Genomic DNA, 13114 nt, shown 5'->3' with positions numbered 1-13114 from the left:
CTAGTTCCCGGTTCGGCGCGATCGCCCGTGCAGGCGCTACAATGTTGCGGTTGTATCGGGAGCAACCGGCGCGTGATCGAACGGTATACGCTGCCCGCAATGGGCGACTTGTGGACGGACGGCTATAAGTACAAAACGTGGCTGCAGGTCGAGATTGCCGTCTGCAAAGCTCAAGCCGAACTGGGCGCGATTCCGACCGAAGCCTTACCCGAGATCGAGGCAAAAGCTGCTTTTGAACCGGAGCGCATCGCTGCAATTGAAGCAGAAGTCCGGCACGATGTTATTGCGTTTCTGACTAACGTCAACGAGCACGTCGGCGATGTCGGTCGCTACATTCACCTCGGTTTGACCAGCTCTGACGTACTCGATACGGCCCTTGCATTGCAGCTCGTTGCCAGTAATGACGTCCTGCTCGAGCAAACCGAACGCCTCATTCAAGCCATTCGTTACCGCGCCCAGCAACACCGCAACACGATTTGTGTCGGGCGCTCCCATGGGATCCATGCCGAACCCATGACCTTCGGGTTTAAGCTTGCTGGCTGGCTGGCTGAAATGCTGCGCCACCGAGACCGCTTGGTTCGCCTGCGCCGCGAGATTGCCGTCGGCAAGATTTCTGGGGCTGTGGGGACCTACGCCAATATTGACCCCCGCGTGGAAGCGATCGCCTGCCAGCAGCTGGGCCTCCAGCCCGATACGGCATCAACTCAGGTGGTGTCGCGCGATCGCCATGCCGAGTTCGTCCAGCAACTCGCACTGCTCGGCGCATCGATCGAACGCTTCGCCGTCGAGATCCGCAACCTGCAGCGCACGGACGTGCTGGAAGTAGAAGAATTTTTTGCCAAAGGACAGAAAGGATCCTCGGCAATGCCGCACAAGCGCAACCCGATTCGCTCCGAGCGACTGACCGGTGGCGCGCGCATTCTGCGCGGTCATGCGATCGCAGCTTTGGAAAACGTCGCGCTGTGGCACGAACGCGATATCTCGCACAGTTCGGTGGAGCGCGTGATCTTACCCGACGCCTGCATCCTGACTCACTTTATGCTCGTGGAACTGACCGAACTGGTACAGCACTTGCAGGTTTATCCGGACAACATGTTGCGGAACATGAACCTCTATGGCGGCGCGATTTTCAGCCAGCGCGTGCTGCTCGCTCTTGTTGAAGCGGGACTCAGTCGCGAGGATGCCTACGCCATCGTGCAGTCCAGCGCCCATGCGGCCTGGAACCAGACTGACGGTAACTTCCGCACCCTGATCGAAGCCGACCCGCGCGTTGCCGAGCGCCTGTCGCCCGAAGCAATCGCTGTCTGTTTCGACCCTACCCAGCAACTTAAGCATCTCGAAACTGTTTACCAACGGTTGAGCATCTGAATTGGGTTAGTCCTGCACTGTGAGGTTTGAACAGGTGCAGACCCCTGATTTAGCCAAGCTCCTAACCCAGCATGAGCATCAGCCATCAGGACTACCTCAATGGGCGTTTAGGTTGCCGGCTATCGGCGATCGGTCGCCAGTGGCGATCGGTCGCCAGTGCAATGGATTCGTTGAAGTAGGTACCTCCTCAAGCCTTTCTGGTGCTGTCGAGATTGGCGGTTACAAATGTTTGCGCTCGGGCTTCGCGATTACCTCGATGCCCGAGCGTTCGCGATCGGCAGCTGACGCAGTACTATTTTCATTTTCCAACAGTGAGTTAGTGCCGTTCCGAGGACCGCCGGTCGCGCCAGCAGTGCCAACTGGCTGCTGCCAAGCTCGCCACGCTGCCCGAATACCTGCTGCAACGCCCCGCGTGCCAATTGCAATCGTTGTCGCTTGCTGCCGTGCAGCTGCCGCACTGTTACCGACTTGTTGCACGAGCTCGGACGCGCCCTTCACGCCCGCATTGACCTCGTCGCCGAGCTCGCCGAGCTCTTTGCCAGTTTCTTGAAAAACCGCCAGCGTCGGGGGCAACTCCCGTTGCAAAACGTCGAACAACTTCTCGGCACTGCGCGCCGCTCGCGCTAGTTCCAGCACGGCCGGGAGTGCGGCTGCTAAGACAGCCGTCAGACTGACCGCCACCAGCAGCAGCGACAGCCCTAGCCAAAAGAACGGATCCTGCATCGGGTCTCGTTTCGGGGAGGACGCATGTCTCGACTAGCATATCGAATCGCAATCGCGCCCCGCGCAATGGATTTCAACCCAAAAGCTTCTGCGGGCAGAACATTACAAACTGTTAAACCTACAGGTAATAGCGCCGCAGAGTTTTAGAGTTCAGGAGAAACGGCGCGGAGCCACCCTTGGATTGCCCCAATGCTCGCGTAAACCGCTGCGCGCTTGGCGATCGCTGCTCGCGGCGGGAATACGCTCGGGGTACGACCCAGCTCATCCAAAATACTTCGTTGTAGGCACGTTGGATATGGCCAAAAGCAGTCTGCAAGAAGCGCCTAGAGCCGTTAATGGGGTCATTCCGGACGAGCTGCAGCGCTCTGACCGCCGTAATGTCTGCCGAACTCAGAGACTTGACTGACGCGATTCAGATGAAAGCCAAGGACATCCTGACAACGCATGTTGTAACCGTGCGCGGGGCGGCCACCGTCGCCGCAGCCGTGGAGCTCATGCGGCAGCACTCCATCCACGCCCTCGTTGTCGAAAAGCGCGACGATGAGGACGCATTCGGTATCGTTACCGACACCGATATTGTCTTTAAAGTAGCTGCCTATGGGGCTAACCCTGAGTGCGTACGTGTGTTCGAGATCATGAGCAAACCCTGCATTGAGGTCAATCCCGACCTCGGTGTCGAGTACGTTGCGCGTTTGTTTGCCAATGCAAACATCCGCCACGCACCGGTCGTCCGCGGCACGCAGCTCCTCGGCATCATCTCAATAAACGACTTGCTCAGCCGCAGCCACTTCGTTGACAATCCCCAGCGTATTTACATCGAAGACGAAATCGAAGCCGCGCGCGATCGCGCGCGGGCTATTTGCGCCGCTTCCGGCGACACGTCGCCGGAATGTGCAGCGGCCTGGGATGTTGTCGAGGAACTCCAAGCAGAAGCTGCTCACCAACGCGCTCGCGTCAGCGACTGAGCGGTTGTCGAGAAACGGACACCAATATATGCACCCTTGCGCGATTCCCCACTGGTAGGGAGGTAATCGCGCGAGGACAATTGCGATGCGCTCCAGAAGGTGCGCTCGCGGTGCGCCTTCTGGAGCGCAGACTAGACGCTGGCAGCCAAGCGATTGACTTGCTTGGCCGTCTCGAAGAAGAAAGCAACGTTCTCCTCGGGCGTCCCCGGCAGGACGCCGTGACCGAGATTGAGAATATGTCCCCGCTCGCCGGCCTTGCGAACCGTGTCGTAGATGCGATCGCGGATGAAGTCCTTCGAGCCAAAGAGTACGCCGGGATCGATGTTTCCTTGGACCATCATCTCGGCACCGAGTCGCTGGCGGGCTTCGGCCATATCAACCGTCCAATCAACACTGACGATATCGACGCCCGAACGACCCATGCGCTCGAGGACGCCCGCACTGCCACTAATGTAAAGAATCAGCGGCACGTCTGGATAGGTGGATTTAACGCGTCGGACCACCTGCTGTTGGTAGGGCAACGCGAAGGTCTCGTAGTCTTGCGGGCTGAGCTGTCCGGCCCACGAGTCAAAGAGTTGCACGACCTGCGCGCCGCAGTCTATTTGATGGCATGCATAGTCGGCAATACCATCGGCGAGTTTGCCGAGAAATTGGTGTAGCAAGTCGGGTTGGGAAAATGCCATGCCCTTGATGTGGGCGTAGTTCTTGGAGGTGCGGCCTTCAATCGCGTAGGCTGCTAAGGTCCATGGCGAACCGACAAACCCGAGTACTGCAGCGCGATTGCCGACTTCCTGGCGTAGAGTTTGGAGAATTGGGCGGATGAAGGGCAGCGCGGCATCCGGGTCGAGCGGGTGCATGCGTTCGACTTGTGCTTGCGTGCGGATCGGCGGGTCGATAATCGGTCCTTTACTTTCGACGATGTCAAAGTCGATGCCCAATCCCGGCAGCGGTGTCAGAATATCGGAGAACATGATCACGCCATCGGGTTGAAAGGCATGCCAGGGCTGCAGGGAAATCTCGATTGCTACGTCAGCATTCTCGGAGCGTTCGCGGAAGCTCGGATATTTCTCGCGTAGGTCGCGGTAGGCCTGCATGTAACGACCGGCCTGACGCATCATCCACACGGGCGGACGCGGCAGCACTTCACCCTTTGCCGCACGCAACAGGTACGGAACTTGCTCCGATTCAGTCATCGTTTCTCCCAACGGTTGCAAAAGTTCAAGAACTCCAAGCTGTCGGCATGCCCGAACGGGCTCAGTCGAACGCAGCTAAAACAAGCATTTCAACGCGATCGCGCGTCGCGCGCGCCAGCAACCGCTCGTCCGGGCGGAGCTTACGGAAGGTCCTTTTCAATTCCGAATCCCCCCCGCCCTCGATTCGAATTAGGGGTTTGCCAACCCAGCGTCGGATCGAACCCGACCCGTAGGTCTGGTGCAACTGGCTGCTGCAAGGGCCGTGAAAACGTCGCTATCGCATTTGTTAGCTTAGCACCGCCATCGATCGCGTCCTCAACTCGCACCCGAGCCCTGGCTACTCCCAGCTCAAGCTCCCGGCATTGCCATCAATTGTCACGTACGACCCCACCGGTAGCGCGGCGTTCGGACCGTCGTGCCCGAAGGGCAGCCCGCTTACGACCGGAATGCCCAGGTCGCCGAGGCGATCGCGTAACACCTCTTCCACCCGCCAGCTCGGACGCGGAGCCGTACAGCGACTGAAGCGCCCGAGGGCGATCCCGCATACACCAGCCAGCGCGCCGCTCAAACGCCAGTGAGTGAGGAGGCGATCGACGCGATAGGGGACTTCGCTCACGTCCTCTAGTGCCAAGATCGATCCGGTCAAATCCGGCTGCACGGGCGTGCCCAGCAGGTGCGTCGCTACAGTCAAGTTCGCTGGCAGCAGCCAACCGCGAGCGCGCCCGTTCCCCCAACCCTCACCGTATAGCGGTTCGATCGCGCGACCTTCTACCACGTCGAACAATCGCTGTTGCAGTGCGGGCGGCTCGGCGGCCAGCGTAGTTAGAACGGGGGCATGAACGCCGCCGTTGCGTCCGGAACGATGCAAACTCCATAGCAACCCCGTCAAGTCCGAGAAGCCAACCACCCACCTTTCTAAACCGTCCGGCCAGTGCCAGGCTTCCAGCAAACGCATGCTGCCATACCCGCCGCGCGTACATAGAATCCCTTTGCATTCAGGATCCTGCCATGCTGTTGTCAGTACCTGCCGCCGCAGTTCATCCGATCCAGCCAAATATCCTTCGCAGGCGTTCCAGTTGCTACCGAGCGCAACGCGGTAGCCGCGCGATCGCCAAACCTCCAAGCCGCGATCGAGTGCTGCCTGGTCTTTCAGGGCGCCGCACGGCGCAACAGCGTAGAGTAAATCCCCGGGAACCAAATACACGTTCTCTTACCAGATCTTCTTCCCGGAGCAGACCCGTCACGCTGCTCACGTGTTGCCATAACGTTCTATCCGGCTATGAGAGGACTCAATTGGCCGGTCGTTTGAAGCGAATTGCCAGAACAAAACGAATTTTGCCACAACTCCGAGCGATCGCCCCCTCTAAGGAGCTTTCCAAGTTCGCCCTAACGATATTGCAGGTTGGGAGTACTAACTGACTCCCAGCGTTTCGGGCCTACTAGAATCCAACATCTGCTGGCATCGAACTGGATGCGAGAGGGCTAGCGGGCTCGTCTCTTTCAGTGTTCGCTGGGTTTAAGCTTGCCGATCGCAGTAGATGACTGAGTTGTTAAAACCAGAGCCGTGTTGGTAAAAATACAACTACCACCAACCCGTCCCGAGCGAGCAACACCGGCGCTCTCGAACCGACTCGCGCCATTCCTCTTTCAATTGGCAGTTGTTGGCAAACGTGGCTCAGCGCACGCCAAGCGTGGAGGATGAGCTCATAGACGATTGCGAACGCCTGCACCTACAGACTGCCGTTGCTTGACGGCACTGGAGTTAGCGTCCTCGGTAGTGCTTTCGGTAGCAATGGCAGTTGGCACCCCGCGCCACCCGTCCGCGCCCGCCGTCGCGACTGCATCGTCCAACAAAGCAAGCGTTGCTTCCCACCGCTGCCAGGGGGATGCAAAGGGCGAATCAGCCAGTGAGCAAGCCTGCCAAGTTGCCCGCACGGGAACGCCCAACTTCTGACAATTGCCGCCACGCCGGCCGACGGGCGTATAGCTTCGGCAGTAACGGCAGATTGAGGGCGAGCATCTAGCTGCTTTCATCGGCAATGGTGTCCTAAATTCGGCAACATGGGGGATTTTGTCCGTATTTATGATTGTCAGCGCGATCCCGCGCCGACTTTTGCCGCCAAAATGCCCCGTCCTTCCCGCGCCATGCGATCCCCAGCCGAGTTCGGCAGTTTAGATTTTCTTCGTTATTGCTTTGCAAATAGCAACAATTACCCTCTGGGATGCTTCAAGAAAATCTAGAGAATTGATAGAAAACCTCCGATCCCCATCTTGCATTGGCTGGGGATCGAGGCAAAAGGTACTACAGAGACTTGTTCGATCGGGTAGGGGCATGTAAAAACGCGAGCTCGAAACAATTGCACAGGTGAGTCCTGTTGCCTTCAGAGCAATTTTTGCAGCAACCCCGAAGTATCGGGCAGAGAACCTAAGCTTGGGGTGCTCGCGCCTGAGGAAGTATCGGATGGAGTTTGTCACAGTTTGCAACTTCCAGCAGTCAACTGGAGTCCAGAGCAGGTGTAATGGGGGGCAGAGTTTTTCAGTGCGACCAGTCCGACTGGCAGTGCCGACCGACGCTCGAGTTCCCAGACCCCTGCCGGTCTGAGAATTCCAACAGGACGTGCTCTCGGTTCGACGCGGACAAACGATTTAGACAAACGCTCGCAACGACTAGTTTCTGGAGGAGCGCCAATATGAACCACTCATCTCCCATTCGAAAGCCGCCCGCTCCGTCGCTGGATCCAGTTCTTTGCGTTGCTTTGGGTTGTTTAGATATCGGGTTGGAGGACGAGCTGCTTCGCTACCGCCGGGATCGCAGGCAAAACCCTCGTTCCAAGCTCTGGCAAGATCGTGCAGCTCACCTGCATGCAGATGCAGCAGGACCCGTGGGGCAGTCCGACCCTGCTGCAGTGGCCGAGTTCGCCATCGATCCTCTTTCCGATCGCAATCGCGCCGACGTGCCAGGTCGCGACGCTGCCATGGCGGCTGAAGATGCAACCGTTCCGGAGTTTGTCTCCCGCCGCCGCGCCGCTCAATCAGCATCAAGCTTGGTTCGCCACCCACAAGCAGATGATTTCAATAAATTAAATCAGTCGGTTGAGTCGATCCCCGACGACTATATGGAATCGACCGAGCAGCTGTTGCGCAACCTTGCAGACAGCCCGACAGCAGAAAATTTTGAAGAATTCGAGCTCGAAGGGGAAGCGATCGCTATTGAAAAACGGTCATCCTTCACGCCACTGGGCGTCGTCGGGATCGCACTGATATTGGCCACGGGTACGCTCATCGGTGCGATCTCGATCGATACGGATGTCTGGCAGCGGTGGCGCAACAGCTCAGACTCATCTGCGCCAGAACCGCCGCCACTGACGGCAGCGAGTGGCTCTTCAAGCGGCTCGACGCCTATCACCCAGCCAGATCTTGCCTCTGGGGAGTTTGTCGATCTCCAACTCGACAGGCTCAGCAACCTCAAAGAGGACGGCGAGTCTGCTCCCCCACCGACTCCTGCTGAAGCCGCAGTTCCTCCACAAGCAACTGCAACAGTTCCTGTCGCTGCCGCTCCTGCGCCAGCTGCTAACAGCAATTGGTTTTTTGTAGTGGTGCCTTACAGCGGCAATAGCGCTTTCCAATCCACGCGTGCTGTCGTGCCCGACGCCTATTTAGTAAACTTTCCAGTTGGTGTTCGCATTCAGGTTGGTGCTTTCCGCCGTCAAGACGAAGCGGTAGCCCACGTCGCACAACTCGCACGGCAAGGGATCGCTGCCGAGGTATATCGCCCGTAAATCTCACCGCCAGCTCAACCCCCCTGCTACATAGCAACAGCTCTGCCGCCGCCGGCGGCAAGCCCTGATTGGCTTAGGAGTGGCAAGTTGGTATCAGGGTGTAAGGCGGTGGTGTCAATATTCGCTTCTCAGTTTGTATGGTGCCCGGACATTCTCGCCCTCCGAACGGAGATTTTGGGGAAGTCCGCAAGAGGCACGCGGTACGATGAGGAGCAAAGACTTTGTACGCAGGTGTTTTGGAGTCGCAGTTGGCGAGAAGAACTCGCGCGAGTGACGCACTCAGCTCGGTCGGCGAGCTGCTGGGCTTATGAGTTGGCAGTATGTCGTATGCGGGAGATGTAGGACATGGGCTTACTAGACCGGGCTTGGCGCGCGGCACGATCGCGAGTCACTAGCTGGGTGTCAGCAGCCGAGGATCCCGAGAAAATCCTCGAGCAAGCTGTCGATGACATGCAGCAAGATTTGATTGGAATGCGTCAAGCGGTTGCGCAGGCGATCGCATCGCAGAAACGCATCGAGCGTCACGCCGCTCAGGCAAGCCAGAACGCCGACGAGTGGCAAGGGCGCGCGAAGCTTGCCTTGAGTAAAGGCAACGAAGAACTCGCGCGCGAAGCTCTAGTGCGTCGCAAATCCTACCAGGACAGCGCAGCTTCCTACCGAGATCAAATCCAGCAGCAGTCTGCAATCATCGACAGACTCAAGCGCGACTTGCGATCGCTCGAGAGCAAAATTTCCGAGGCGCGCGCGAAGAAAGACCTGTTTGTTGCCCGTGCGCGATCGGCAAAAGCTTCGCAGCAGCTCAATGACATGCTCGGCGGCTTGACAACAGGCGGTTCCCTCAATGCTTTCGAGCGCATGGAAGATCGCGTGCACGAACTCGAAGCGCAATCCGAGGCATCGGCGGCAAGCTTGGTCGGCGACAGCCTCGACGAGCGCTTCCGAGCCCTTGAAGCCGGCGATCGCAATGGCGACGTTGATGGCGAACTCTCGGCTCTTAAGGCCGAGCTCGGTAGCAGCGAGGTCCAAGGCGAGCTGCCTCCAACATCAGCAACCCACACAACGCATATCGACCGAGAACTCGACGCCATACGTTCTGAACTCGATCGCACCTAAGCTGCTGGCGGGATTTCGGGTGCCGGTTCCCAGCCCATTGGGACGAGCGATCTGCATCGCAAGAAGCATTCAGGGCGAGCCGCTCGTTGTTACAATGCGTTACGTAGCGCCCAGGTTGCAAGTTCGATGGTTCGATCCAAGACTGCATCTCCTCCGGTAGCCGCACCTGCGGCTCGCCCTTCCGAATCAGTCGTCCTTGCAGCCGAGCGACCTGCCGCTGGTTCTGGCGAAGACTGGCGCTACAACCCTGCCGCGATCGCGAGCGCTTACCGCGGACGCTATTTAGCAATCCTCAGACGTCTGTTTGATTTGATTGCTCCAGCCCTTTCTTTTGGACTGATCCTGCTATGGGATCGGGTAACGGGTAGCATCGCTCGTAACGAGCACCGCCGGGCAGTTCAACTCCGGGAGTTACTCACCAATCTCGGGCCGACTTACATCAAGATCGGGCAAGCTCTCTCCACCCGTCCCGATTTGATCTCGACGCTTTACCTTGAAGAACTAGCTCAACTTCAAGACCAGCTACCGCCGTTTGCGAATGAAATTGCCTTCGGGTTCATTGAGGAGGAGCTGGGAGCGCGCCCCGAGACAGTTTATGACGAACTATCGCCCGAGCCCGTCGCTGCTGCTTCGCTCGGGCAAGTTTACAAGGGGAAACTGGCTACTGGCGAAGTCGTTGCCGTCAAGGTACAGCGTCCGGACCTTGCCCGCCGTATTACCCTCGATGTATACATCCTAAGGGGTTTAGCAATTTGGCTGCAGCAGCGTGTCAAACGACTTCGTAGCGATCTCGTAGCCATTCTCGATGAGTTCGCCGCTCGCATCTTCGAGGAGATGAACTACATCCATGAGGGGCAGAATGCCGAGCGGTTTGCCGAGCTGTACGGTTATATCGAAGAAATTTACGTTCCCAAAATTTACTGGCAGTACACCGGGCGGCGTGTCCTGACCATGGAGTGGATCGACGGAACGAAGCTTACGAAGCCCAAGCAGATCCAGGCGGAAGGTAATGATGCCAAATGCCTGCTTGAAGTCGGTGTAGAGTGCTCGCTGCGTCAACTTCTGGAATATGGTTTTTTTCATGCCGATCCCCATCCCGGCAACTTGTTAGCAATGCGGGACGGACGCTTGGCCTATCTGGACTTCGGCATGATGAGCGAGATCGAATCCTATCAGCGGTATGGGCTCATCGAAGCCGTCGTGCATTTGGTCAATCGCGATTTTGAGTCGCTTGCAAACGACTACGTGCAGTTGGAGTTTCTCGCGCCGGATACCAACCTCGAGCCGATTGTCCCTGCCCTGGCGCGCGTATTCAATGACGCACTTGGAGCCAGTGTTGCAGAGCTGAATTTCAAGAGCATCACCGACCAAATGTCCGAGGTGATGTACGAGTTTCCGTTTCGCGTACCGGCGTATTATGCGCTGATCATTCGTTCGCTCGTGACGCTTGAAGGGATTGCAATCGGTATCGATCCAGATTTCAAGGTATTGAGCAAAGCGTATCCCTATATCGCCAAGCGCTTGCTGACCGATCCGTCGCCGCAATTACGTGCGTCGCTGCGCGATTTGCTATTCCGAGACGATAGCTTCCGTTGGAACCGCCTCGAGAATCTACTGCGGAACGCACGCATTTCTCAAGATTACGATTTTGAGAAAGTGCTCGACCAAGCATTTGAATTTTTGTTTTCCGAGCGCGGGGCATTTATCCGCGAGCGCGTGGCATCTGAGGTAATTGATGCAGTTGATGCCCTGGGACAACAAAGTTTCCACAACCTCACGATGGCGTTCCGCGAGCGGGTGGGAATGGCAGTTAACGATGGCCCGCCAGCGGTTACGCGAGATGCACAGAACATCGAGCACTTTCAGCGCATTGTCGATATTCTACGCGAGACACCGGGCTTCAACCCGCTTTCATTGTTACCCTTAGTTCCGCAGGTATTGGCTAAGCCCGAGACTCAGCGTTTGGGACAACAAATTGCAAGCGGACTCGCTCAACGAGCAGTCGCACGCTTGATTCGCTACCTGCTGGTTCGCGATGTTGCGATTGCGAACAGTAATGATAGCAGCCCGATTGTCTCCGAAGCACCGAAACGAGTTCACGACAACGCTGCACTGCTGCCTCCCGCTCGTTCAATTTAGTTCTTCCTAGCGAGCGATCGAGCAGTGTCGACGGTACATCTGCAGACGAGTAATTACTCCTTATATTTCATTGCCAGAGAAATAAATCGTGGGCGAGCGAGGTACCAGGACTTATGACAAGTGTTGTGCCTGTGAGAATGGGTAGTCGCAGTAGTTGAGGAGTTGGTTTGGACATTGCAAGCCTGCAACGATCCTGCTTCGTGACTTCCATCCTAGGCGACTTTGCCTGGCTATACGCTCGTCGCCATTGCACGTGCAGTTCGTCGGTAAGAATTTGCGATCGTACAATTTTTAAAGGTGGCAGGGAAGACCCGCTTGAGGAGGACAAGACTCGTGTCGATCGCGTCGGTTAGCGTTTTCTCGGTTTCATTCGCACTGGCATTCGTTTTTGCCAGTCTGGTCGAATACTGGTTGCATCGCCTGATGCATGCCAGCGCGCGAGTCGGTCAGCGTCACCGCGACCATCACCGACGCAATGAAGGTCAGGGCGTGCTTTGGGAATTCCGCGATTATGTCGTCGGTAGTTTGGTTGCCTTGCCGGTCATGTTCCTGGTCTCAATTCCCTCAGGAAGTGGCTGGCTGCTCGGAGCGCTCGCCTATGCCGCTTTCTCTGCCTACGCCCATCAGCTTCAGCACGAGAACCCCGTTAAGTGTTTCTGGATGCCAATGCCAGTTCACTACGTTCACCACAAGTACGGCATGTGGCACCATAACTTCGGGCTCGCGGTCGATTGGTGGGACCGCATTTTTGGCACCTACAAGCCCGTAGATTGGTTGACTGAAGCCGAGCGTTCTCAGTCCGAGCGCAGTTACTTGGCTCTTAAGTGGTGGTAGGACGAAACGCGCGCGCAACCGCAACCGCATCACAAGAAATGCTGTACTGAGTGCTAGTCAGTAGAATATTCCCTATTTCATTGTCAGTCCGCTGCAATCGGAAAAAATTGACGAGCTCTTGAAGACGCGAGGTTGATGGAACCTACAGCTGCATCTCTTGCTACTAGTGCTGCATCAAGAAGAATTTTTAGGGTTTTCATCCTCTCTAGCCTTGTTCAAAGGAGTTCCCAGAAATCGCCAACCCTGAATCATGGACTTGACAGAGCACTAGGGGATCGAACTATCAAGGTAGTCGTTGTTTAGTCGCAGCAAACTCTTTGGTTGAGATTACGGTCCGCATTTCGCAAGAACTAGAAACTATTGAGGAAAAGCGATCGCATTACGATTCCGAAAAGGCTTTCCCATTAGGGATCTCTCAAACTCGCACACTGAAGAACGCATGTGTTCGGCTCACAAATACTCGTGCAAGTGCAAGTGCGGATCCTGAAGAAGTTGGAGGAATCTGCGATTGGTGCGATGGGGCCGCACGAACAGGGCTGATGTGTTGAAGTGGTGAGCAACCGGGCGTTTGGCGTCCGCAAACGATCCGAAAAGCCAATAGCTGGATGCGATCGCGCCGGTCTTTGCCGATATCCTGTCGATATGAAGAAGCAACCGACCACAATTCCCGAGGAATACATTGCGTTTTGCCGCGATTGCCAGATAGATCGCGATGCAGATGGCATTCGCATTGTGACCCCAGACAGCCCGATTACAGCTGTGCTGCCCGCCGACAGCCCGCCGACAGCTCTCGCCGCACAACTGGCCCGCTGTTTTGTGTTGAGAGCGCCAATTCCACTGGCTTTGGTAGAAGACGGGCGCATGGTGGTATGTTCGCGGACGGCATTTGAAATGCTATCGGACGAACCACCGCTCTGGACTGAAACCGGTCTTCACTTTGGAACGCGGGTTCTGGTGCGGGTTCACCGCTGATCTGCCTTGTCCTCACCGCCGTGGCAAA

12 protein-coding genes are annotated in these 13114 nt (G+C 56.9%); 7 read left to right on the top strand and 5 right to left on the bottom strand.

What is annotated here, in order from left to right:
* Positions 1-72 precede the first annotated feature (72 nt).
* Positions 73-1368 (top strand): adenylosuccinate lyase, encoded by a 1296-nt coding sequence (purB, locus tag KR51_RS12465; RefSeq protein ID WP_022608267.1) that lies wholly within the window; start codon positions 73-75, stop codon positions 1366-1368.
* A 219-nt stretch (positions 1369-1587) separates the two neighbouring features.
* Here purB and KR51_RS12460 read toward each other — a convergent pair whose 3' ends face one another.
* Together KR51_RS12460 and KR51_RS19790 are read right to left on the bottom strand one after the other, a co-directional pair.
* Entirely contained in the window at positions 1588-2091 is a 504-nt protein-coding gene (locus KR51_RS12460; protein ID WP_022608265.1) for a hypothetical protein, read from the bottom strand.
* 118 nt (positions 2092-2209) lie between these two features.
* Positions 2210-2407 carry a hypothetical protein gene (locus KR51_RS19790; protein ID WP_198016775.1) on the bottom strand — a complete coding sequence of 66 codons (198 nt, stop codon included), beginning with the start codon at positions 2405-2407 and terminating at the stop codon, positions 2210-2212.
* A 100-nt stretch (positions 2408-2507) separates the two neighbouring features.
* Here KR51_RS19790 and KR51_RS12455 point away from each other — a divergent pair, with 100 nt between their 5' ends.
* Positions 2508-3056, top strand: coding sequence for a CBS domain-containing protein (locus tag KR51_RS12455; protein ID WP_022608263.1), 549 nt, complete (start codon positions 2508-2510; stop codon positions 3054-3056).
* A gap of 131 nt (positions 3057-3187) precedes the next feature.
* On the opposite strand, the gene hemE is transcribed toward KR51_RS12455, so the two are convergent.
* The 3 genes from hemE to KR51_RS19785 form a co-directional block, all read right to left on the bottom strand.
* The gene (gene hemE, locus KR51_RS12450; protein WP_022608261.1) at positions 3188-4249 is read right to left on the bottom strand and encodes a uroporphyrinogen decarboxylase; all 1062 of its coding nucleotides are present in this window, start codon (positions 4247-4249) and stop codon (positions 3188-3190) included.
* A 337-nt stretch (positions 4250-4586) separates the two neighbouring features.
* Positions 4587-5453: a S66 peptidase family protein gene (locus KR51_RS12440; protein WP_022608260.1), complete on the bottom strand. Its 867-nt coding sequence runs from the start codon at positions 5451-5453 to the stop codon at positions 4587-4589.
* A 500-nt stretch (positions 5454-5953) separates the two neighbouring features.
* On the bottom strand, positions 5954-6283 hold the full coding sequence (locus KR51_RS19785) for a hypothetical protein (RefSeq protein ID WP_022608258.1): 330 nt from the start codon (positions 6281-6283) through the stop codon (positions 5954-5956).
* Positions 6284-6939: 656 nt separating this feature from the next.
* On the opposite strand from KR51_RS19785, the gene KR51_RS12430 reads away from it, so the two are divergent.
* From KR51_RS12430 to KR51_RS12410, 5 genes are all read left to right on the top strand, one after another.
* Positions 6940-8028: an SPOR domain-containing protein gene (locus tag KR51_RS12430; protein ID WP_022608256.1), complete on the top strand. Its 1089-nt coding sequence runs from the start codon at positions 6940-6942 to the stop codon at positions 8026-8028.
* A 345-nt stretch (positions 8029-8373) separates the two neighbouring features.
* On the top strand, positions 8374-9141 hold the full coding sequence (locus tag KR51_RS12425) for a PspA/IM30 family protein (protein WP_022608255.1): 768 nt from the start codon (positions 8374-8376) through the stop codon (positions 9139-9141).
* 126 nt (positions 9142-9267) lie between these two features.
* Complete coding sequence (locus KR51_RS12420; protein ID WP_022608253.1) at positions 9268-11280, top strand: ABC1 kinase family protein; 2013 nt, start codon at positions 9268-9270, stop codon at positions 11278-11280.
* A gap of 333 nt (positions 11281-11613) precedes the next feature.
* Positions 11614-12114 carry a sterol desaturase family protein gene (locus KR51_RS12415; protein WP_022608251.1) on the top strand — a complete coding sequence of 167 codons (501 nt, stop codon included), beginning with the start codon at positions 11614-11616 and terminating at the stop codon, positions 12112-12114.
* Positions 12115-12756: 642 nt separating this feature from the next.
* Positions 12757-13086: a hypothetical protein gene (locus tag KR51_RS12410; protein ID WP_022608249.1), complete on the top strand. Its 330-nt coding sequence runs from the start codon at positions 12757-12759 to the stop codon at positions 13084-13086.
* The last annotated feature ends 28 nt before the right edge of the window (positions 13087-13114 follow it).

The organism is Rubidibacter lacunae KORDI 51-2, assembly GCF_000473895.1.
GTDB lineage: Bacteria > Cyanobacteriota > Cyanobacteriia > Cyanobacteriales > Rubidibacteraceae > Rubidibacter > Rubidibacter lacunae.
This window is presented reverse-complemented; position numbering and strand designations above follow the sequence as displayed.